This is a genomic window from Geodermatophilus sp. URMC 62 (genome assembly GCF_052931475.1).
Map to the genome: position 1 here is coordinate 4414784 of NZ_JBRFHY010000001.1, position 21464 is coordinate 4436247.

Annotated in this window: 17 protein-coding genes and 1 pseudogene; 10 read left to right on the forward strand and 8 right to left on the reverse strand. The window is 77.0% G+C overall.

Annotated features, from left to right (window positions below; genetic code table 11):
* Positions 1-158 precede the first annotated feature (158 nt).
* The 3 genes from ACU616_RS21370 (at position 159) to serA (ending at position 3456) form a co-directional block, all read left to right on the forward strand.
* A complete protein-coding gene (locus ACU616_RS21370; protein ID WP_446760423.1) occupies positions 159-920 on the forward strand; it encodes a DUF2306 domain-containing protein in 762 nt (253 codons plus the stop codon).
* A complete protein-coding gene (gene hemA / locus ACU616_RS21375) occupies positions 917-2020 on the forward strand; it encodes a glutamyl-tRNA reductase (RefSeq protein WP_446760424.1) in 1104 nt (367 codons plus the stop codon). The genes ACU616_RS21370 and hemA overlap by 4 nt, the downstream gene beginning before the upstream one ends.
* 227 nt (positions 2021-2247) lie before the next feature.
* Positions 2248-3456: a phosphoglycerate dehydrogenase gene (serA, locus tag ACU616_RS21380; RefSeq protein WP_446760425.1), complete on the forward strand. Its 1209-nt coding sequence runs from the start codon at positions 2248-2250 to the stop codon at positions 3454-3456.
* A gap of 64 nt (positions 3457-3520) precedes the next feature.
* Here the strand turns inward: serA and ACU616_RS21385 are convergent, their stop codons facing one another.
* Complete coding sequence (locus tag ACU616_RS21385; protein ID WP_446760426.1) at positions 3521-3964, reverse strand: TIGR03618 family F420-dependent PPOX class oxidoreductase; 444 nt, start codon at positions 3962-3964, stop codon at positions 3521-3523.
* Between the two features lie 180 nt (positions 3965-4144).
* Between ACU616_RS21385 and ACU616_RS21390 the strand changes: the two genes are divergently transcribed.
* Both ACU616_RS21390 and ACU616_RS21395 read left to right on the forward strand, forming a co-directional pair.
* Positions 4145-5338 (forward strand): hypothetical protein, encoded by a 1194-nt coding sequence (locus ACU616_RS21390; protein ID WP_446760427.1) that lies wholly within the window; start codon positions 4145-4147, stop codon positions 5336-5338.
* A 20-nt stretch (positions 5339-5358) separates the two neighbouring features.
* Positions 5359-8382: an FtsW/RodA/SpoVE family cell cycle protein gene (locus ACU616_RS21395; protein ID WP_446760428.1), complete on the forward strand. Its 3024-nt coding sequence runs from the start codon at positions 5359-5361 to the stop codon at positions 8380-8382.
* Between the two features lie 3 nt (positions 8383-8385).
* Here the strand turns inward: ACU616_RS21395 and ACU616_RS21400 are convergent, their stop codons facing one another.
* The 3 genes from ACU616_RS21400 to ACU616_RS21410 all read right to left on the reverse strand — a co-directional run bounded on the left by ACU616_RS21400 (position 8386) and on the right by ACU616_RS21410 (position 10499).
* On the reverse strand, positions 8386-9375 hold the full coding sequence (locus tag ACU616_RS21400; RefSeq protein ID WP_446760429.1) for a rod shape-determining protein: 990 nt from the start codon (positions 9373-9375) through the stop codon (positions 8386-8388).
* Positions 9376-9543: 168 nt separating this feature from the next.
* Positions 9544-9735: a hypothetical protein gene (locus tag ACU616_RS21405; RefSeq protein ID WP_446760430.1), complete on the reverse strand. Its 192-nt coding sequence runs from the start codon at positions 9733-9735 to the stop codon at positions 9544-9546.
* A 215-nt stretch (positions 9736-9950) separates the two neighbouring features.
* Positions 9951-10499, reverse strand: a complete 549-nt coding sequence (locus tag ACU616_RS21410) for a single-stranded DNA-binding protein (protein WP_446760431.1) — start codon at positions 10497-10499, stop codon at positions 9951-9953.
* Between the two features lie 195 nt (positions 10500-10694).
* Here ACU616_RS21410 and recD2 point away from each other — a divergent pair, with 195 nt between their 5' ends.
* On the forward strand, positions 10695-12968 hold the full coding sequence (gene recD2, locus ACU616_RS21415; protein WP_446760432.1) for an SF1B family DNA helicase RecD2: 2274 nt from the start codon (positions 10695-10697) through the stop codon (positions 12966-12968).
* 60 nt (positions 12969-13028) lie between these two features.
* Here recD2 and ACU616_RS21420 read toward each other — a convergent pair whose 3' ends face one another.
* Complete coding sequence (locus tag ACU616_RS21420; RefSeq protein ID WP_446760433.1) at positions 13029-13604, reverse strand: hypothetical protein; 576 nt, start codon at positions 13602-13604, stop codon at positions 13029-13031.
* Between the two features lie 194 nt (positions 13605-13798).
* Between ACU616_RS21420 and ACU616_RS21425 the strand changes: the two genes are divergently transcribed.
* The 3 genes from ACU616_RS21425 (at position 13799) to ACU616_RS21435 (ending at position 16743) form a co-directional block, all read left to right on the forward strand.
* On the forward strand, positions 13799-15268 hold the full coding sequence (locus tag ACU616_RS21425) for a hypothetical protein (protein ID WP_446760434.1): 1470 nt from the start codon (positions 13799-13801) through the stop codon (positions 15266-15268).
* Positions 15269-15335: 67 nt separating this feature from the next.
* On the forward strand, positions 15336-16385 hold the full coding sequence (locus ACU616_RS21430; protein ID WP_446760435.1) for a PD-(D/E)XK nuclease family protein: 1050 nt from the start codon (positions 15336-15338) through the stop codon (positions 16383-16385).
* Between the two features lie 97 nt (positions 16386-16482).
* Entirely contained in the window at positions 16483-16743 is a 261-nt protein-coding gene (locus ACU616_RS21435) for a hypothetical protein (protein WP_446760436.1), read from the forward strand.
* A 15-nt stretch (positions 16744-16758) separates the two neighbouring features.
* Here ACU616_RS21435 and ACU616_RS21440 read toward each other — a convergent pair whose 3' ends face one another.
* Both ACU616_RS21440 and ACU616_RS21445 read right to left on the reverse strand, forming a co-directional pair.
* Entirely contained in the window at positions 16759-18381 is a 1623-nt protein-coding gene (locus ACU616_RS21440; RefSeq protein WP_446760437.1) for a putative bifunctional diguanylate cyclase/phosphodiesterase, read from the reverse strand.
* A 173-nt stretch (positions 18382-18554) separates the two neighbouring features.
* Positions 18555-19229, reverse strand: coding sequence for a response regulator (locus ACU616_RS21445; RefSeq protein WP_446760438.1), 675 nt, complete (start codon positions 19227-19229; stop codon positions 18555-18557).
* A 117-nt stretch (positions 19230-19346) separates the two neighbouring features.
* Between ACU616_RS21445 and ACU616_RS21450 the strand changes: the two genes are divergently transcribed.
* Positions 19347-19787 carry a response regulator gene (locus ACU616_RS21450; RefSeq protein WP_446760439.1) on the forward strand — a complete coding sequence of 147 codons (441 nt, stop codon included), beginning with the start codon at positions 19347-19349 and terminating at the stop codon, positions 19785-19787.
* 420 nt (positions 19788-20207) lie between these two features.
* Here the strand turns inward: ACU616_RS21450 and ACU616_RS21455 are convergent.
* Positions 20208-21398, reverse strand: a pseudogene (locus tag ACU616_RS21455) (histidine kinase); the annotation flags it as partial.
* Positions 21399-21464 lie beyond the last annotated feature (66 nt).

Below are 21464 nucleotides of genomic sequence, written 5' to 3' on the forward strand. Positions count from 1 at the left end.
AGGCGACGCAGGAGGCGGGGGAGGAGCCGGCCCGTGGAGTCCACCCGCAGGAGGGCCGACCCCGACCCCCGCGGGGCTCGTGGACGGCGTCCGCGCACCAGGAGCCTGGGACCCCCACACCGCCGGCCCCGCCCGGCACGAGAGCACCGGAGACCCCCATGGCGCACACCGAGCAGCGGACGGCCCGGCGAGACGGTAGACGGCGACCGAGGGGACGGACGGGGCGGCGGGTCGCCTACGGGTTCCTCTCCCTCACCGCGGTGGCGGTCGCCGTCCTGTTCGTCACGCCGTACCTGGTGTCGGCGTCCGCGGGCCTCGCCCCCGACTACGCCGAGCAGGGGAGCGCCGTCTCCCTGGTGTTCCTGGTGCACGTCGTCACCGGCGGCCTGGCACTGCTGCTGGCCCCGCTGCAGATCGCGGCGCGGGTGCGGGCACGGTCGCCGCGGCTGCACCGGGTGGCCGGCCGGGTCGTGCTCGGCGCGATCGCGGTCGCCGGGTGCACCAGCCTGGCCATCGCCCCGTTCACCACGGGCGGACCGGTGGCGGGCGTCGGGTTCGGCACCACCGGGATCGTGTGGCTGGTCTGCGCGGCGGCGGCGTTCCGGGCGATCCGGCGCCGGGACGTCGCCGGGCACCGGCGCTGGGCGGTCCGGACCTTCGCGCTGACCTACACCGCCGTCACCCTGCGGCTGCTGCACGTGCCCCTGACCGCCGTCCTGGTCGTCCTGGGGACGGACGTCGGCGTCGCGGACGACCGCGCCTACGCCACGCTCGCGCTGGTGTCCTGGGTGATCGACCTCGCCGTCGCCGAGTGGTACCTGGGGACCCGGCGCCGCCGCACCGCGAGCCGGCACCGTCGTCCCGCGTCGGAGCACCCCGTGACCGCCGGCGCGGCGGCCGAGCTGGAGGGGGCGGCGTGAGCCTCCTCGCGGTCGGCGTCAGCCACCGGACCGCCCCGGTCGCCCTGCTCGAGCGGTGCGCGATGGACACCGGCGACGTGGCCGCGGCGCTGCACCGGCTAGTCGCCGCCGACTCCGTGCACGAGGCGCTGGTGCTGGCCACCTGCAACCGGGTCGAGGTCCTCGCCGAGGTCGACGGCTGCCACGACGGGATGGCGGAGGTGAGCCGGGTGCTGGCCCGCCACGCCGGGGTGGTGGTGGAGGAGCTCTCCCCGTACCTGACCGTGCACCGCGGGGACCGGGCGGTCGCCCACCTGTTCGCCGTCGCCGCGGGTCTGGACTCGATGGTCGTGGGGGAGCCGCAGGTGCTGGGCCAGCTGCGCGCGGCGTACGCGCTGGCGCAGGGGGAGGGCACGGTCGGCCGCGTCCTGCACCCGCTGGCCCAGCGGGCGCTGCGCGTGGGCAAGCGGGTGCGCTCCGAGACCGGCATCGACCGGGCCGGCCCCTCCCTGGTGGCGGTCGCCCTGGACCGCGTCGAGGACCGCACCGGTCCCCTCCGCGGACGTCCGGCGCTGGTGGTCGGCGCCGGGTCGATGGGGGCGCTGGCGGCCACCACGCTGGCCCGCCGGGGAGCCGCGGTGACGGTCAGCAGCCGGACGACGGCCTCGGCGCGGCGGCTGGCCGGCCGGGTCGGCGGCCGCGCCGCCGACCCGGCCGACCTGCCCCGCGAGGTGGCCGCCGCCGACGTCCTGCTCACCTGCACCGGGGCCCCCGGCCCGGTGCTCGGTGCCGGGGTGGTCTCCCGCGCCATGCGCGGCCGGCCGGAGCGTCCGCTGGTCGTCCTCGACCTGGCGCTGCCCCGCGACGTCGACCCGGCCGTCGGGGCGCTGCCCGCCGTCCATGTCGTGGACCTCGCCCTGCTCCAGCGCGAGGCGAGGGCGGGCGGCGGGGCCGCGGTGGCGGCCGACGCCCTCGCCGCCGCGCGGGCCCTGGTCGAGGCCGAGACGGCGCGGCCGGCCGGCCGGCGGCCCGACAGCGACCGACGCTCCCCGGCCCGGCAGGGCCCGGCGCTCGTCCCGTCCCGGCCGACCGACCCCCGTCCTCCCGGAGACCCGCGGTGACACCTCGCCCGTTCCCACGCGCCCGCCGCCGCGCGAGCACCCGGCGGCCCGGGCGCCACCCGGTGCCCACCGCCCGCTGCCGGGGCCCGGATACTCGTCGTCGACGTGGACCACCACCCGGACCGGTGCCCGCGTGCCCGACCCGACCGGGACCCCGCCCCGCCTGCCGAGCCCGGCGGCGCGGGGTCGGGCGCCCGGCTGCCCGGTCCCGCCGACGAGGAGAACCCGTGCCGAGAGCCCTGCTGCTGGAGAACATCGACCCGGTGGCGGCCGACCTCCTCCGCTCGGCCGGCTACGCGGTCGAGTCGCTGCGGGGAGCGCTGGACGAGGCCGACCTGGTCGCCGCCCTCGACGGCGTCGACGTCCTGGGCATCCGCTCGAAGACCCAGGTGACCGCCGATGTCGTCCGCCGCCGTCCCGGCCTGGCCGCGGTGGGGGCCTTCTGCATCGGCACCAACCAGATCGACCTCGCCGCGGCCGCCGCCGCCGGGGTGGCGGTGTTCAACGCGCCCTACTCCAACACCCGCAGCGTGGTGGAGATGGCCATCGCCGAGATCATCATCCTGGCCCGGCGGCTGGTCGACCGGGACCGCGCGCTGCACGCCGGCACCTGGGACAAGTCGGCGGCCGGCAGCCACGAGATCCGCGGGCGGACGCTGGGCATCGTCGGCTACGGCAACATCGGCAGCCAGCTGTCGGTGCTCGCCGAGGCGCTGGGCATGCGGGTGCTCTTCCACGACCTGGAGGACAAGCTCGCGCTGGGCAACGCGCAGGCCTGCGGCAGCCTGGAGGAACTGCTCGAGCGGGCCGAGACGGTGACCCTGCACGTCGACGGGCGGGCCGGCAACGCCGGGCTCTTCGGCGCCGAGCAGTTCGCCCGGATGCGCCGCCGCAGCCTGTTCCTCAACCTCTCCCGCGGGTTCGTCGTCGACCACGAGGCGCTGCGCGAGAACGTGCTGTCCGGCCACATCGCCGGCGCGGCCGTCGACGTGTTCCCCCACGAGCCGCGCGAGCAGGGCGACCCGTTCACCTCGGTACTGCGCGGGCTGCCCAACGTCATCCTCACCCCGCACGTCGGCGGGTCGACGCAGGAGGCCCAGCACGACATCGGGCGGTTCGTCGCCGGCAAGCTCGCCGACTACACCGTCTCCGGGACGACGACGCTGAGCGTCAACCTGCCCACCGTGGCCCTGCACGGTTCCTCCGCGGCGCGGTTCGCGCTGCTGCACCGCAACGTGCCCGGCGTCCTCGCCCGCGCCGACGCGCTGGTCGGCGAGCACGGGCTCAACGTGGACGGCCAGGTGCTGGCCACCCGCGGCGAGCTCGGGTACGCGGTCACCGACGTCAGCGCGACGCCGCCGGAAGAGCTGCTGACCGCGCTGCGGGCGCTCCCGGAGACCGTCCGCCTCACGGTGCTGCCCCCACCCGCCGGCTGACCCGGGGGGCGGCGCCCGGCGGTCGGATCGAGTCGAGCCGAGCCGTCGTCCGCCGCGGACGGGATCAGCCGTTGCCGTACACCCGGCCCGGCTCCACGAGCACCGCGGTGCGCCGCTGCTCGGCCATGACGCGGTCGTACTCGTCCCAGTCGTCGTGCCGGCCGCCGGCGGCGGTGAACACCGCGCGCAGCAGCAGGCGCAGCTGGTCGGACCCGCGCAGCCACGGCTGCGCGTCGTCGGGCCCGGCCAGCTGGGCGCGGCCCTCGACCGTCACCCACCGCCAGCCGTGCCGGACGGTCAGGGCCACCTGAGGGCGCGCGCGGAGGTTGGAGAGCTTCACGCGGCCGTAGGTCACGAACGCCACGACCGGGTCCCCCGTCGCGGGGTGGGGGAGGACCCCGGCGTTCACCACGGACGCCTGGATGCTCGCGTCGCCGCGCAGGGTGGACACCACCGCCAGCCCGTGCTCGCTCGCGGCGATGGCCGAGACGTCGTCGAGGCTCGTCATGCGAGCACCCTGACACCGGAACCTGCACCGGCGCCGGGCAGCGGCCCGTCCCGGTCGCACGGCCCGATCGCACGGCGCGGGCGCCGCCGCGCCGCAACCCCCTGACATCTGAGCCGCCCCGGTCCAGCATGGGCGCCCGGGCAGTCGGTGACCGGCCGGAGCGGCAGAGGGGGGCGGTCGGTGACGGACCTGAGGACGGAACGGGCCACCGAGGTCCGCGGGCCCGAGCCGGCCCCGGCTCCCGACCTGCGCGACCGGGACGAGCGGCCACCGGGCGGACCGGCGACGGTCCTCCCGCAGGGCGTGGAGCTGGCCCGCCTGCTGGCCCTGGTGCGGCTGACCGCCCCGCAGGCGCTCGAGGTGGGCGTGGGCCTGCTGGCCGCCGCGGACGGGCGGGAGCACCCGGACACCGCCGGCCGGGACGGCGACCCGGTCGAGGCGGTCGTCACCGCTGACGGGGAGGTGCTCCTGCGCCCGCGCACCGGCGCCGGGCCGCCCGCCGCCGGTCGGACCGCGGCCGACCTCGCGGCGGTCCTCGCCGACGTCGCCGGTGCCGCCCGGCTGCGCGGCCGCCCCGCGGACCCGGCGGCCGAGGAGCTGCTGGCCCGGCTGGACCGGGCAGCGACCGACCTGCCGGACGCCGGCGTCCCCGCCGTCGCCCGGGTGCTGCAGGAGGCGGTCGCCGGCACCGATCGCACGGTGGCCCGCGCCGAGCTCGGCGCGCTGGTCCGGGCCGTCGGTGCGCGCACCGCGGCACCGGGCGGCACGGGGCCCGCGGGGAGCCCGTCGGCCGTGGTCCGTGCCACCCCGGCCGGGCGCGCGGGGCCACGGGGGACGGGGACCGCGGTGCGGCGCGCCGGCGCGTGGCTGCTCTCGGTGCTGGTCCTCGCCGCGGTCGTCCTGCTGGAGGTCGCCGTGCTCCGGGACGACATCGCCGCCGACGTCGACCTGCTCCTGGACGCCGGGCGCAGCGGGGCGGCGTCGTCCACCGCGCCGGAACCCGACGGCCTGCCGGTCGTGCCGCCGGCGCCCGCGGCGGCCGGGGACGTGACCGGGGTCGACCTGCGCCCGCTCGAGCGGTGCGCGCCGGCCACCGCCTGCACCCTGCGCCTGCAGGTGCGGCTCGACGCCGGACCCGAACGGACCGTGACCTGGTCCTACCGGGTCGTCGACCGCTGCACCGGGGCAGCGACCACCGTGCCGGGCGGGACGGTCACCGTGCCGCCCGGAGGCCGGCAGGTGACGGCCGTCGGCACGGTCGCGCTCCCCGACCTGCCGGCCGTGGCGGTGCTGGCCGTCACCGGCCTCCCCGCGGCCGCGGCCTCCCCGCCGGTGTCCGCCGGGTCGTGCCCGCCCGACCGACCGACCGGGTGAACCCGGCAGGAGGGGACCACATGTCGATCGCTGGACCGGCCGGGCTGCCGGCGGGTGCCCGGGGGAGCCGACGGTGGAGCCGGCGGCAGCGCCGGAGGCTCTCCGGCGACGCGTCCGCGACCACCGGTGCGCCGGGGCGCCCGCGGCGGACCCGCGAGCAGCGCAGGGACCGCCGCAGCCGCGCGTTCGACCTGCTCGCCGTCGTCGCCGCGCTCGCCCTGGCCGCCTTCGGGCTGGTGAACCTGTCCCTCGTCGGCGCCACCGACCTGGCCGTGCGGCAGGGCCTGATCGCCGCCGCCGGGGTGCTCGCCCTCCTGGCGTTCTGGCGGTTCCGCGTCCGCTACCTCGGCGTCCTCGGCGCGGTCGCCTACGGCACGGCGGTCGTGTTCCTCGTCGGCGTCCTCACGGTCGGCCTGTCCGCCAACGGCGCCACCCGGTGGATCGCGGTCGGCTCCTTCACCTTCCAGCCCTCGGAGCTGGCCAAGCTCGGGCTGCTGCTGGTCCTCGCCGCCGTCCTCGGCTCGCGCCGCCCGGCGTGGCAGCGCTTCACGCTGGCCGTGCTGCTCGCGGTCGTGCCCATCGCGCTCACCCTGCTCCAGCCCGACCTGAGCACCACGATGCTGCTCGTCGTCCTCACCGGGGCCATGCTGGTCATCGGGCGCGTGCCCGCCCGGTTCCTGCTGCCCGTGGTCGCCGCGGCGGTGGTGTCGGCGCCGCTGATGATCAGCCTGCTGCGGCCCTACCAGGTCGAACGCCTCGGCAGCTTCCTCGTCGGGGCGCACGAGTCCCCAACCGGCTCGGGCTGGGCGCTGCGGCAGGCGCACATCGCCCTGGCCTCGGGAGGCCTGTTCGGGCGGACCGACGACCCGCTGCGCGGCCTGCGCGCGGAGTACCTGCCCGAGCGGGAGACCGACCTGGCCCTGGCCAGCCTGGTCGGCCAGTGGGGACTGGTCGCCGGCGCCGGGGTCGTGCTCGCCGCGATCGTCCTGGTGTGGCGGCTGGCGCTGGCCAGCCGGGCCTCCCGGACGCCGCACGCCGCCCTCGTCGGCGGGGGACTGGCGGTCCTCCTGGGCCTGGAGACCGTCGTCTCGGTCGGGGCCAACCTCGGGCTCCTCCCGCTGGCGGGCATCCCGTTCCCCCTGCTCAGCTACGGCGGCACGGCGGTGGTCGTGCACCTCGCGGCGATCGGGGTGGTCCTGGCCGTCCGCAGGGACGGCGCCCGCCGGCGGCTGTGGGCGCCACCGCGCTGGCGCCACCGCCGGCCCCGGCTGGTCCGGGTGGCCGCCGTCGCCCTCTCGGTGCTGCTGGTGTCCTTCGGGGTCTACGGGTGGCGGCTGCAGAGCACCGAGGGCGTGGCCCTCCGGGTGGTCGGCGAGGAGCAGATGACCCGCTGCGTCCGGCTGCCCGCCCCGCGCGGCTCGATCACCGACCGGCACGACGAGCCGCTCGCGGTCGACGCCGCGGACGTCGGTAGCGGCGTGGACCGGGTGCTGGTGGTGCCCGCCCTGCTGCTGGACCGGCCCGCCGACGTCGACCGCCTGGCCGACCTGACCGGCCGGCCGCGCGCGGACCTGCACGCCGAGATCGCCGCGGCCGACGAGACCACGCTGTCGCTGCCGGTGGCCGAGGTGCCCCGGGACGTCGCCGACGCGGTCACCGGGGCCGAGATCACCGGCGTGCTCGTCGTCCCGGAGCCCCGCCGTGCCCACCCCCAGGGCACGGTGCTCGCCCCGGTGCTCGGCTTCGTCGGTGTGGCCACCCCCGAGGACGAGGAACGCTGGCCCGACCTGCCGCTGGGCGAGGTCGTCGGCCGCGCCGGGCTCGAGCAGGAGTACGACGCGGTGCTGCGCGGCGTGAACGGGCAGCAGTGCGTGTACGTCGACCCGACCGGCGTGCCGGTCGCGATGGGCGAGCGGCGGGACCCCGTGCCCGGTGCCGACCTGCGGCTCTCGATCGACCTGGGCCTGCAGCGGCGGATGGAGGCCGACCTGGCCGCGGCCGTGCTGGCGCAGCCCCGGCCGGAGGGCAAGATCGGCGCCGCCGTCGCGATGGACCCCCGGTCGGGGCAGGTCCTCGCCATGGCCAGCGCCCCGTCGTTCGACGCCGACGTCTACGGACCCCCGGTCGACGCCGCGGCGTTGGAGGCCCTGAGCAGCGCACCGGGGTCACCGATGCTCGACCACGCGACCCAGGCGGTCGCGCCGCCCGGGTCGACGTTCAAGCTCGTGGTGGCCGCGGCCAACCAGGCGCACCACGTCCTCGCGCCCCACCAGGTCGTCCCCACCGGGGCCGAGTTCACCTACGGCGGGCACACCTTCGGCAACTGGCGGCCGATGGGGCCGATGGACCTGGTGCAGTCGATCGCCGTGTCCAACGACGTCTACTTCTACAAGCTGGCCGTCGCCCTCGGCGCCGACGCGCTGATCGACACCGCCCACGCTCTCGGGGTCGGGGCGCGCACCGGGATCGACCTCCCCGCCGAGTCCGCCGGCTACCTCGGCACGCCGGAGTCGGTCCAGGAGAAGGGCGGCGCGTGGTACGGCGGGTCCACCGTCATCCTCGGCATCGGCCAGGGCGAGCTGCAGGTCACCCCGCTGCAGAACGCCCGGTGGACCGCTGCGGTCGCCACCGGGTCGATGGTCACCCCGCGGCTGGGCCTGGCGGTCGGGACGGAGGGCGCCTCCTACACCGCGCTCCCCGCACCGGCCGCGACGCCGGTGCCCTTCGCCGCCGAGCTCGGGCCGGTCCGCGAGGGGATGCGCGCGGCCGTGACGGGCGGCACCGCGGTGCGCCTCGCCGATCTCCCGGCGCCGGTCGGCGCGAAGACCGGCACGGCCCAGGACGGCGGCCTCACCGAGCACGAGTACGACTACTGGATGTCCGCCGCCGCCCCGATGGACGACCCGCAGATCGTGATGACGGCACTGGTCCAGGGGCCCGATGACATCCCGGGCGGCGCGGCGGACGTGGTGACCGACGGTCTGCGCCACTACCTCGAGCACCAGCCCGACGTCGTGGCCACCGGCCCGGTGCAGGCGCCCTGACGGTCAGCTGCGGCTGTAGGCCGACAGCAGCCGGCGGTTGCGCAGGGCCCGGGCGGCGCCCTCGGCCACGCACGTCAGGGGGTCCTCGGCGAGCTTGACGGGGAGGCCGAGGCTGCGCTCCAGCTCCTGGGGCAGGCCCTGGACCTGCGAGGCCCCACCGAAGACCAGCACGCCCTCCGCCATCACGTCGGCGATCGCCTGCGGGGCGAGGTCGTCCAGGCAGGCGGCCAGCGTCCGGACGATCTCGTCGGTGATCGGCCGCAGGGCGTCAACCACCTCGCCGGCCTGCACCGTCACCAGCCGCGGCCGGCCGGTGCCGGCGTCGCGGCCCTGCACCACGAGCGGGCCGTCCACCTCGGTCCCGGAGCGGATCTTGAGGTCCTCGGCCTCGAGCTCGCCGATGTGCACCTGGCGCTCCTCGCGGACGTAGCGGGCCACGGCCAGCGTCATCTCGTCGCCGGCGAGCTTGCTGGTGCGGTGGGCGAGGACCCCGCCGAAGCAGAACGCCGCCGCCTCGGCGGTGCCGCCCCCGATGTCGACGACCATGTGCACCCGCCGGTCCAGCGGGTCGATGCCGCAGCCGACCGCACCCGCGACCGACTCGTCCAGCGCCGTCACCGGCCGGATGCCGGCCTCCTCCGCCGCCTCCAGCAGCGCGCGGTGCTCCAGCGCGGTGGAGCCGACGGGCACCCCGACCACGGCGCGCACGGGCAGGCCCCAGGCCCGCCGGCCCGCCTGGTGCAGCACCGCGCGCAGGTAGGTCCGGGTGGTCTCCAGGTCGGTGACCACGCCGTCGTGCAGCGGCCGGACCGCGGTGTACCCGGACGGGGCGCGACCAAGCAGCTCGGCCGCCTCCCGCCCGACGGCGAGGACCCGCTCCCGGCGGGCCCGCCCGGGCTGCAGGAGCATGATCGTCGGCTCGTCGAAGAGGATGCCGCGACGCACGTCGGCGACCACCGTGTTGGCGGTGCCCAGGTCGATGCCGAGTTCCACCCGCCTGTCCTCCTGACCGCCGCGTGCCGCCCAGTCTGGGGGTGCGCCGGTGCCAGGTCTACGCCCACCGCCGCGTCCGGGCGGCAGATCATGCGCGGGTCTGGCCGCGCGGCGGCCGGACCGCGACCTCCGGAGGGGGGACGCCCGGCCACGGGTCGAGGGGAGGCGTCAGCGGGCCGGACCGGGCGGTGCGCCCGCGGTGGCGTCCGTCGCCGTCCCGGGCCGGGTGGGGGACCCCGACCGGCGGTCGGCACGGGGGCCGTCGTCCGTGCGGTGGTCGGCCCGGGGTGCCGACGCGGGGACCGGCCCGCCCGGCAGGTGCAGGTAGAGGATGTCGGCCGTGGGGTCGTAGGTGTTCACCGATCGCTCCCGTTCGCTCGTCGTCGGTGTCGAGACCTGCACGGAGGACCGCCGGCGGGCACCGGCTGATACACGTCCGGGCACCGGCTGGTACCCGTCGTCCCGCCGGCCCCGTGCCGGGTCCGCCACCGGACGGGGCCGGAGCGGTCCCGGTCCGGCGGCGACCCGGGCGCGCCGCCGCCCCTGCCGGGACGGCGGTGCGCCGGCGACCGATCTCAGAAGGGCGGCTCCTCGCCCTGGTCGCCGGCCGGCGCCGCCCAGGGATCGGGTGCGCCGCCTCGTCCGGCACCGCCGCGCCCCGCGCCGGGGCCGCCGCCACCGAAGCCGCCGCCGGAGCCGCCATCGCGGCCGCCGCCGGAGCCGCCGCCCCCGAAGCCGCCGCCAGGGCCGTCGCCGGAGCGGCTGACCTTGGCCACCGTCGCCGTCGCGTAGCGCAGCGACGGGCCGATCTCGTCGACCTCCAGCTCGACGACGGTGCGCTTCTCCCCCTCCTTGGTCTCGAACGAGCGCTGCTTGAGGCGGCCCTGCGCCATCACGCGCGAGCCGCGGGTCAGCGACTCGGCGACGTTCTCCGCCGCCTGCCGCCACACGCTGCAGCGCAGGAAGAGCGGGTCGCCGTCCTTCCACTCCTGGGTCTGGCGGTCCAGGGTGCGCGGGGTGGACGCGATGGTGAAGTCGGCGACCGCCGCGCCCGAGGGCGTCCAGCGCAGCTCGGGGTCGCTGGTCAGGTTGCCGATGATGGTGATGACTGTGTCGCCGGCCATGATCCGGTCCTCCGTAACGTTCAGTGCACAGCTCGGGTGAGCGGCCGCAGGCTACGGCGGGCCACCGACAGTTCCCGCCCGCCGCCCGCACTCCCGTCGGTTCCTGCCCGCCCTCCGCCTGCGACGGCCCGCCGGGATGTCCCCGTCCCGTGTGACCATCGGGGGCCGGACGGCGCACGACCGGGGGGACGGCAGGTGGCAGAGGCAGGAACTGCGGCACGGGCCGAGGCATCGACCGCGGCACCGACCGCGGCACGGACGGGGGCGGTCCTGGAGGCGACGCTCGAGCGGATCACCTTCGCCAACCCCCAGACCGGCTACACCGTGGCCCGGGTCGACACCGGCCGGGGCGGTGACCTGGTCACCGTGGTGGGGTCGCTGCTGGGCGCCCAGCCGGGGGAGACGCTGCGGCTGCGCGGCCGCTGGGGAGCGCACCCGCAGTACGGCCGGCAGTTCCTGGTCGAGGACTACACCACCGTCCTGCCGGCCACGGTGCAGGGCATCCGCCGCTACCTGGGCTCGGGCCTGGTGAAGGGGATCGGCCCGCGGCTGGCCGAGCGGATCGTGGACCACTTCGGCACCGACGCCCTCCAGGTGATCGAGGAGCAGCCCGCCCGACTGGCCGAGGTCCCGAACCTCGGTCCCAAGCGGACCCGGCTGATCACCGCGGCCTGGGAGGAGCAGCGGGCCATCAAGGAGGTGATGGTCTTCCTGCAGGGGGTCGGCGTCTCCACCTCGCTGGCCGTGCGCATCTACAAGCAGTACGGCGGCGCCTCGATCGGGGTGGTCCGCGCCGAGCCCTACCGCCTGGCCGCCGAGGTGTGGGGCATCGGGTTCAAGACCGCCGACACCATCGCCGCCGCCGTGGGCATCCCGCACGACAGCACGCAGCGGGTGGAGGCGGGCCTGCAGTTCGTCCTCTCGGAGGCCACCGGGCAGGGGCACTGCTTCCTGCCCGAGCCCGAGCTGGTGGCCCGCGCGATCGACGTGCTGCAGGTCCCGGCGGACCTGGTGCGCCACTGCCTGGCCCTGCTCGTCGCCGACCAGGGGCTGATCCGCGAGGAGCTGCCCGACGCGGACGGGCAGACCGTGGCCTACTGGCTGGTCCCCTTCCACCGGGCGGAGGTCTCGCTGGCCGGTGGGCTCAAGCGGCTGGCGGGCGCCGACGACGACCGGCTGGCGGCCTTCGCCGGCGTGGACTGGGAGGCCGCGCTGGCCTGGCTGCACCGGCGCACCGGCGTGGAGCTGGCGGCCGGGCAGCGCGCCGCGGTGCAACTGGCGCTGACCGAGAAGGTCGCCGTCCTCACCGGCGGCCCCGGCTGCGGCAAGAGCTTCACCGTGCGCTCCATCGTCACCCTCGCGGCGGCCAAGGGCGCGAAGGTCGTCCTCGCCGCGCCGACCGGCCGGGCCGCCAAGCGGCTGACCGAGCTGACCGGGGTCGAGGCGGTGACCGTGCACCGGCTGCTGGAGCTGCGCCCCGGCGGGGACGCCGCCTACGACCGCGACCGGCCGCTGCAGGCCGACCTGGTCGTCGTCGACGAGTCCTCGATGCTGGACCTGCTGCTGGCCAACAAGCTGGTGCGGGCCGTGCCCCCGGGCGCGCACCTGCTGCTGGTCGGCGACGTCGACCAGCTGCCGTCGGTCGGCGCGGGCGAGGTGCTGCGCGACCTGCTCGCCGCGGGCACCCCCGTCCCGCACGTGCGGCTGACGCAGGTGTTCCGGCAGGCCAGCCGGTCCGGGGTGGTGACCAACGCGCACCGGATCAACGCCGGCAGCCCGCCCCAGGTCCGCGGCCTCGACGACTTCTTCCTGTTCTCCACCGACGACGCCGAGGAGGCCGCCCGGCTCACCGTCGACGTCGTCACCCGCCGGATCCCGGCCCGCTTCGGCCTCGACCCGCGCCGCGACGTCCAGGTGCTCACGCCGGTGCACCGCGGCCCGGCCGGCGCCGCCGCGCTCAACGAGCAGCTGCAGGACGCGCTCACCCCGGCGCGGCCCGACCGGGCCGAGAAGCGCTTCGGCGGACGGGTGTTCCGCGTCGGCGACAAGGTCAGCCAGATCCGCAACGACTACGACAAGGGCCGCAACGGCGTCTTCAACGGCACCCAGGGCGTCGTCACCGCCATCGACACCGTCGAGCAGACCGTCACCGTCGTCACCGACGAGGACGAGGAGATCGCCTACGAGTTCGGCGAGCTCGACGAGCTGGTGCACGCCTACGCCGTCACCGTCCACCGCTCCCAGGGCAGCGAGTACCCCTGCGTCGTCGTCCCCCTGACCACCAGCGCGTGGATGATGCTGCAGCGCAACCTGCTCTACACCGCCGTCACCCGCGCCAAGCGACTGGTCGTGCTCGTCGGCTCGACCCGGGCCCTCGGTCAGGCCGTGCGCGCCGCGGGCTCCGGACGCCGGCACACCGCCCTGGCCGCCCGCCTGCGCGGCGCGATCTCCGCCGCCGCGCCCGGGTGACCGTCCGCGCCCGGGACGGCCGCAGCCGCGCCGGACGCCGGTCCCGCGGCCCGGGAGGCGTCACGGCGCGTCGAGCCGGCGCGCCTCCAGGCCGTGCTCGTACAGCTCCCGCCGGGTCTCCAGCGCCACCTGGGCGGCCATCTCCAGGCCGCCGAAGGTCGCCTCCACCTGCTGCAGCCGCTCCCACCAGGCGGTGACGACGCCCGGGTCGGTCAGGTCGCCCGCCGACAGCCCCAGCAGGCCGCGGATGGACGCGTCGGTGGCCTCCAGCACACCGGAGTCGTCCTCGGGCGACTCCGCGCGCGCCGTCCAGAACACCTCCGCCCACAGCGCGGCCACGGCGACGCCGGAGGTCGGGGGCACCCGCTGCGCGAACGCCAGGCGCCGGTCGGCGGCGACCGCGGTCAGACGCAGCGCCAGGAGGCGGCGCACCAGCCGCAGGAACTCGGCCGCGGAGGCCCGGCACGCCGCACGGGTGCCGACGGCGAGGACCGAGCCGTACACCTCCGCGAGGCGCTGCGACGTCTCCTGGCTCCAGTGCCACAGGTCGTAGGGCGTCGCCGTCCGCAGCGCGACGGCGTCCACCGCACCGCCACCGGGACCGCCGCCGGGACCGTCGGAGGAGAAGCCGCTCACGTCGCCGCACGCTAGTGCCGCCCTCTGCGGGGTGCAGCGTGCCGCGCCGCGCCCCCGCTGCGGGGAGGCCCCGGTTCCGCCGAGAGCGAACGCGCCGGCCCGGCGGTCGGCGCGGCGTCTTGACACCCCGGTTCTGTCGGTACCCCTCCCTAGATTCCGGATCGACATCTTCCCCGTGTCACAAGGAGCTCACCATGGCCGTCCCTGGCCTCAAGACCCGCAAGCCCACCGGTCGCGTGCCGTGGCCGTGCATCCTCCTCGAGGGGGAGGAGAAGGCCGGCAAGAGCTGGTCGCTGGCCCAGTTCAGCGCCAGCGACAAGATCGGCGCGCTGTACTGGATCGACCTCAACGAGGGCGCCGGCGACGAGTACGGCGCCATCCCCGGGGCCCGCTACCAGCTCGTCGAGCACGACGGCTCCTACGCGGCCGTGCTGGCCGCCGTCCAGTCGGTCAAGGCCGAGGCCCGCCGCGCCGCCGACGCCGGCGAGCCGCCGGTGGTGCTCGGCATCGACACCGGCTCGGCGATCTGGGACGGCCTCAAGGACTGGGCCAGCGAGCGCGCCGGGAAGTCGACGCGCAACCGCGAGCTGCTCAAGCGCGACCCCAACGCCGAGATCACCATCAGCCAGAACCTGTGGAACGACGCCGGCGCCCGCTGGCGCAAGCTGCAGACCGAGCTGCTCACCTTCCCCGGCATCGTCGTGGTGACCGCCCGGGGCAAGGAGGTCACCGAGGTCGACGCCAACGGCCGCCCCATCGAGGGGCAGAAGACCTGGTCGGTGCAGACCCACCGGGAGTTCCCCTACGCGGCCTCCGTGTGGGTGCGGCTGCGCCGCGGGCGCCGGCCGCTGATCGTCGGCGCGCGCAGCGTGCACGTCGGCATCAAGCCCAACGACGACCCGGCCAAGGAGGTCACCGACCAGGCCGCCTCCGGCCGGCTGCTGGAGTGGCTGGTCTTCGACGCGCTCAAGTGCGACCCCGGCACCGCGCACGTCCGCGACCTCGTGTCCTTCCACGGCGGCGGGCTGCTCGAGCACGAGCGGACCGAGGAGGCCGCCGCCGACCGCGGGGCCGCCACGCCGGCCGTCCGCGCAGGCGGACGGGGCGAGCCCGACGTCGCCGACCTGGTCGCGCGGATCGGCGACGCCCGCGGGGACGACGAGCTGCGCGAGGTCTGGGCCGCGGCCAACCGCTCCGGGCTGCTGCAGGTCGAGGTGCCGACCGCCGGGGGCTCCTACACCGTCGCCGAGCTGGTCCAGGCCCGGCACGAGGAGTTCCTCGAGGCGTCGGTGCGGACCCAGCCGGCCGGGCGTCGCGTCGCGGTCGGCGACCCGTCGGTCCCGCAGACGCCCGCCGCGGTGGTGGAGGCCGCCCAGGCCGCCGCCGCGGCCGCCCGCCCGGACGCCGGCCGGGAGGCCCCGCCGGCGAACCCGCTGCTGGAGCCCTCCCCGACCCCGGACGACCCGCGGGAGCGCCGGCTCACCGCCGCCCGCCGGGGCGTGCTGGCCAGCCTGGAAGCGCTCGGCGTGACCGAGGAGCAGATCGCCGCCCGCTTCGGCCGGCCGGCCGAGCACGTGGCCACCAAGCGGCTGACCGCGCTGGTGCGCGACGTGATCGCCACCCAGCGGGCCGCCGGGAGCGGGCAGCAGGAGATCGTCGCGTGACCCGCGCCGGGGGAGCGGGGCCGGTCCTCCGGCCCCGCTCCACCCCTCGCGACCCGGGGAGCAGCCGGTGACCGCCGTCCTGCCCGCCCGGCCCAGCGCCGCCGAGCGCCGGGCCGCGCCCAGCCTGGCCGCCGCCGTCCGCGACCTCGACAGCCGCCGGGCCCGCTCCCGCCAGCGGGTGATCGGCGCCTCCGAGCTCGGCGACTGCCGCCGCCGGGCGGCCTACCGGGTCGCCCGGCGGCGGCCCACCAACACCCGCACGGGGCTGCAGGCCTTCATCGGCACCGAGCTGCACCGCGGGGTCCTGCGCGCGCTGCGCCGCCAGTACGGCGGGCTGACCGAGGTCGGCCTGTGCGGCGAGCAGGTCAAGGGCCGCTGCGACTGGTGGCACGCCCCGGTCGTGGAGGACCTCAAGACCACCTCGCGGTTCGGCTTCGAGCGGGTCCTCACCCGCGGGGTCCCGGTCCGGCACTGGTTCCAGGTCGCGGTCTACGCCTGGCTGCTGCGCACCGGTCAGACCGCCGACCGCCGGCTGCCGGCCGGCACCGGGCAGGACGTGGACGGGCTGCGCATCCGCTACCTGTCCCGCGACTCGGGCGAGGACGTCGTCTTCGAGGCCGACCACGACCCGGCGCTGACCGCCGAGGCGATCATGTGGCTCACCGACGTCTACGCCACCGTGGAGGACGACGGCGTCGACGCCGTCCCCCGCGACGGGTTCGGCCCCGGGGTCGACACGATGTGCGACTGGTGCCCGTTCCTCGACCTGTGCTGGGGGCCGCCGGTCGACCCGGAGACCGAGGGGGAGGTCTCCCGCCAGTCCCGCCTCACGGTCACCGACGAGGACTACGTCGTCGCGGTGCACGACTACGACGCCTGGCGGGCGGCCGAGAACGAGGCACGGCGGCACAAGGAGTACGCCCGGGAGCGGCTGCGGGGCCGGTCGGGCCCGGCCGGCGACCTGTGGTGCGAGTGGTCCGGTGGCGGCCTGCGCACGCAGGTCGACAAGGACGCCGCGGTCGAGCGGCTCACCGAGCTCGGCGAGGTCGTGCCCACCCGCCGGAGCCGCAGCCCGCAGACGATCCGGGTCACGCGGAACGGCACCGGGCAGGACTGACCGCCCGCGCCGACCGCGACCCCCGGGGCGGCGACTGTCGGCCCCCGGGAGCACAATCGAACACACGTTCGACAGTTCTGCACCGAGGAGCTCTGCGATGACCACCGTCGCCACGTCCCACCTGCCCGCCGGCGCGCCGGTCCTGACCAGCGACGTCATCGGCTCGGACTTCGGTCTGCCCCTGGTCCGGCCGACCCGGACGCGGGGAGGAGGCCGGGTCCGGGTCGTGCGCTCGCGCTGCCGCGCGCACGGCGGTGTCGTCGTCTGGTTCACCGACGGCACCAAGACCCCGCCGCTGCACGGGCGCACCACCTGGGTCCTCGACGAGCCCGGGCCGGGCGCGCGGGGAGCCGCCTGACCGGTCCGATCCGCGTCAGGCCGGGCCGGCGGGCCGGTCGTACGGGCGGTCGAGTGCCGGGGGGAGCGCCACCGGTGCGAAGGGTGTGGTGGCCACGGACCGGCGGATCCGCTGGGCGATGAGCCGGGCGACGGCGGCCGGGTGCCAGCGCCGCCCGGCCGGGCTGCGGAACCCCTCGGACCCCAGCGCGGTCGCGATCGTGTCGATGGAGGCGCCGTCCCGGTGCAGCTGGAGCAGCCGGTGCACGCCGTGCGCGTCGGGGCCGCCGGCCGCCGGGTGCCCGGCTCCGCGCGTCCGGGCGGCGTCGCGCCCCGGCGGGTGCGGAGCGGTCCGCGCGCGTCCGTCCAGCAGCGCGGCCGGCGGGACGGCCGGACCCCACAGCCAGCCCTGCGCGGTGACGCAGCCCAGCGCCCGCAGGGTTGCGGCCTGCTCGGCGGTCTCGACGCCCTCGGCCACGACGGCGACCCCCACCGCCCGGGCCAGGTCGACGACGAACGCGACGATGGCCAGCGCGTCTCGGTGCACGGTGACGTCGGCGACGAAGGTGGGGTCGATCTTCACCGCCGAGACCGGCAGGTCCCGCAGGTGCGCCAGGGAGCTGTAGCCGGTGCCGAAGTCGTCCATCGCGACCCCGAAGCCGCGGTCGCGCAGGGACCGCAGCACCCGTACGGCGCACTCCGCGTCCTGCATGACCGCGGTCTCGGTGACCTCGAGGACCAGCTGGCCGGGTGGCAGGCCGCAGCGCTGCGTCCAGCCGAGCAGCCGGTCGGGCAGCGCGGTGTCGGTCAGGTCGCCGGTCGACAGGTTGACCGCGAGGTGGGCGTCGGAGGGGACCGCGCCGGCCGCGCGCAGGCGGGCCATGTCCTGCAGCGCCCGCTGCACCACCCAGCCGTCCAGCTGCGGGGCCAGGCCGGTCAGCTCCGCGGCTCCGACGAAGGTGGTGGCCGGCACGGGGCCGTGCTCGGGGTGCGTCCAGCGGGCGAGGGCCTCCACCCCGACGACCGCACCGGAGCGCAGGTCCACGATCGGCTGGTACTCGACGGTGAGCTCCCCGGCCGCCAGTGCGACCGGCAGGTCGGCCGCCAGCGCGTGCCGGCTGGCCGCCCGGTCGTCGGCCTCCGGCTCGAAGACGCGCACGCGCCCGCCGCCGGAGCCCTTGCCCGCCGTCACGGCCGAGGCGGCCCGGCGCAGCAGCTCGGTCGCCCCGACCGCCGACCCGGCCTCGGCGACGGCCACGCCGATGGAGGCGGTGACCTGCACGGCAGCGCCGTCGAGCCGGTGCGGCTCGGTCAGGAGGTTGCGCAGGAAGCAGGCCAGCGCGTAGGCCGAGTGCTCACCGGTCTGCTCGCAGACGACCACGAACTCGTCGTCCCCGGACCGCACGACGGTGTCGGACCCGGAGACGGCCGCGCGCAGCCGCGCGCCGACGGCGGCCAGCAGTCGGTCCCCGACGTCGTGCCCGCGGGCGGTGTTGACCAGCCCGAAGTGGTCGAGGTCGACCAGCAGCAGCGCGGTCGGGTGCCCGCCCGCCGTCAGCGCCGCGGTGAGCCGGTCGAGGACCAGCCCGCGGTCGGGCACCTCGGCCGCCGTGCGGTCCTGCGTGTCGTCGCCCGTGCGACCGCCCTGCCACGTGCTCACGTGCCTGCCCCTGCGTTCCCGGCCGAGACCGGCGCACGGGTGCCCGCCGGGTACCTCCCAGGCTCGCCGGTGCGCACGGGCGGGACCAGGTGCGCCCGTGCCAACCGCCTGGTGCGCATGCACTACGGCCCGGCGTCGACCCGGCGCCGGCCCGGCGCCGGGCCGTGGTGCGCTCAGCCGGCGTCGACCAGGCCCTCCCGGACGGCGATGGAGAGCGCCTCGAGCTTGGAGTGGGCGCCGAGCTTCGCCGACAGGTTGGCCACGTGGTTGCGCACCGTGTGCACGCTGAGGGTCAGCTGCGCGGCGATCTCGGCGTTGGACATCCCCCGGGCCAGCAGGTCGAGGATCTCCTGCTCACGCTCGGTGAGGTCCGCCCCGCCACCGCCGCTGCGCCGCTGCAGGCGCGGCAGCAGCCGGGACAGCAGCGTCGCGCTGACGACGGACTCGCCCTGGGCGGCCGCCCGGACGCCGGCGACGAGGTCCTCCAGCCGCTGCGTCTTGGCGATGAACCCCGCCGCGCCGGCCTCCATGGCGGCGACCAGCACGCGGTCGGTCGCCGAGGCGGTGAGCACCACGACCTTCGCCGAGGGCCGGATGCGGTGCAGCTCGGCGATCGCGCCCACGCCGTCGCCGTCGGGGAGGCGGTGGTCCAGGAGCACGACGTCCGGGACGGCCGACGCCAGCAGGTCCCGCGCTCCGGCGATCGACGTCGTCTGCCCGACGACGCGCAGGTCCGGTTCGGCGCCCAGGGCCTGCGCCAGGCTGGCCGCGAACATCTGGTGGTCGTCGACGACCAGGACGCGGACCGGGGCGGGCGGGGGCTCGTCGGTCGCCCCGGGCCGGCTCACGTCCCGAGTCTGGCACGGAGCTGCGGGCCCGGGAGGAGGGTGTCTAGTGCACCGGTACCAGGTCCTCGGGTGCACGCGCACCGGGACAGCGTCGGTCCGGTGCGCCAGGGTGGAGCGGTGCCGACCGCGGGCCACGGCGAGATCCGGGTCGTCGTCGCGGACGACGACCCGCGCGTCGCGCCCGCCGTCGCCGCGCTGCTGGACCAGGAGGCGGACTTCCGCGTCCTCGCCCAGGTGAGCACCGGCGACGACGCCGTGGCCGCCGCCCGCGAGCACCGCGCGGAACTGGTCGTGACCGACGTGCGGATGACCGGCGGCGGCCCCGAGCTGGTCCGCCGGCTGGTCGCCCTGCCGCACCGGCCGGTCGTCGCCGCGCTGTCAGGGCAGACGGATCCCACGACGTGGACGCGGGTGCTGGCCGCGGGCGGGTCGGCCTACCTGCTCAAGGGAGCCGTCGCCGGCGACCTCGCGGTGCTGCTGCGCCGGTGCGTGCAGGGGCACCTCGTCATCGGCGTGCCCGGCGCGCCCGAGGTCGTCCGCCGCCTGCTGTCCGGCTGACCCACCGGCGGGGACCGGGAGCCGGAAGGACACGTCCGTGCCGACCCCGCCCGGCCCGGGCTCCGACCGCCACCGGCCGCCCGACGCCAGGGCGCGGTCGCGCATCGCCACCACGCCGGAGTGGCGGCGCCCCGAGGGGACCGAGGAGGCCGCGGCCACCCCCCTCCCGTCGTCCACCACGTGCACCTCCACGCCGCGCGGGGTCGCGTCGACCAGGACCGCCACCGAGCGCGCCCGGGCGTGCTTGCGGACGTTGACCATCGCCTCGCGGGCGATCCGGTAGGCCGACACCCGGACCTGCCGGGGAAGGGGAGCGCGCCCGCGCTCCTGCACCGTCCACGCCACGTCGGTCTCCTCGAAGACCTGCGCCGCCGCGTCGCGCAGGCCCTCGGCGAGGGTGGCGTCGAGGACCGGCGTCTCCAGCTCGAACAGCAGGGACCGCAGCCGGAGGCCGGCGTCGTGCACCGTGTCCATCGCGGTGGCGACCGCGGCGGCCTCCTCCGGCGCCCGGTCCCGCAGCCGGTTGCGCAGGGCGCCCAGGCGCAGGTCCACGGCCGCCAGCGCCTGGATGGAGTCGTCGTGGACGTCGGCGGCGATGCGGGCCCGCTCGTCGTCCTGGGCCTCGACGAGGCGCTCGCTCAGCGCGCGCTGGCGGGCCGCGGTGAGCGCCCGCAGCTCCTGGAAGGTCAGCGCGGTGCGGGCCACCATGAGGACGCCGGCGACCAGCGCCACGACCGAGGCGAACGGGGTGATCCCGGTGTGCACGCCGGCGAACAGCAGCCCCAGGACGGCCAGGCCGCAGACCCCCGGCAGGGCCAGGACGCTGACCCCCTCGAGGTCCACGGTCCGCGACTCGGTGGACCGCAGCGAGGCCAGCGCCGCGCCGGCCAGGAACACCCGGGCGACCAGCCAGCCCAGGTCGACGGGGTCGCCGCCGGTGTAGTCGCCCGCGGCGACCAGGTCGGCGTAGAGCGTGTCGGTGACGAAGAAGGTGACGAACGACGCGCACAGCAGCCACCAGGACCAGCCCGCGCCCACGCCGAGCACCGCGAGCGCGGCCACCGCCAGCGCGAGCAGCAGCAGGTCCGCGAGGGGGTACAGGGTGGTCAGCGACGTTCCGCCGTGGCTGCCGAACGGCACGGCCGCGCCGTCGACCGAGGTCTCGGCCACCGCGGCCGCGGTGAGGCCGGCGACGAGCCCGTCGAGCGAGAGGCTGACCGGCATCCGGCGGGCTCGGCTGCGCAGCCGCAGCACCAGCCCGGAGGCGAGCAGCACGTAGAACAGCAGCCACCCCGCGTCCGCCCACGACGGGCTGGGGACCGGGTCGAGGTGCTGGTAGTGCGCGTAGTAGGCGAGGCTGCCGGCGAAGGCGGCCACCAGCCCCGCGGTCATGGACAGCCAGGCGGCGCGGTCGCGGCGGTCGACCACCACCCGCAGGGCCAGGAGCACGATGACGGCGCCGTCGACGGTCATGTTCAGCCACGCGTCGAGAGCCGGCCGGTAGCCCGGCGTCGGGCGGACCCCGGGCAGGAGGGTGACCGCGTAGACGGTCCCCAGCACGACCACCAGCCAGGAGGCGGCCCGCAGCAGACCGGGAGTGGGGCGCGGCATGTCGCCTCCGCAGGATCGCCGCCGGCCGGGGTGCGAGGAGGTTCTCACACCCGCGCGCCCCGGCCG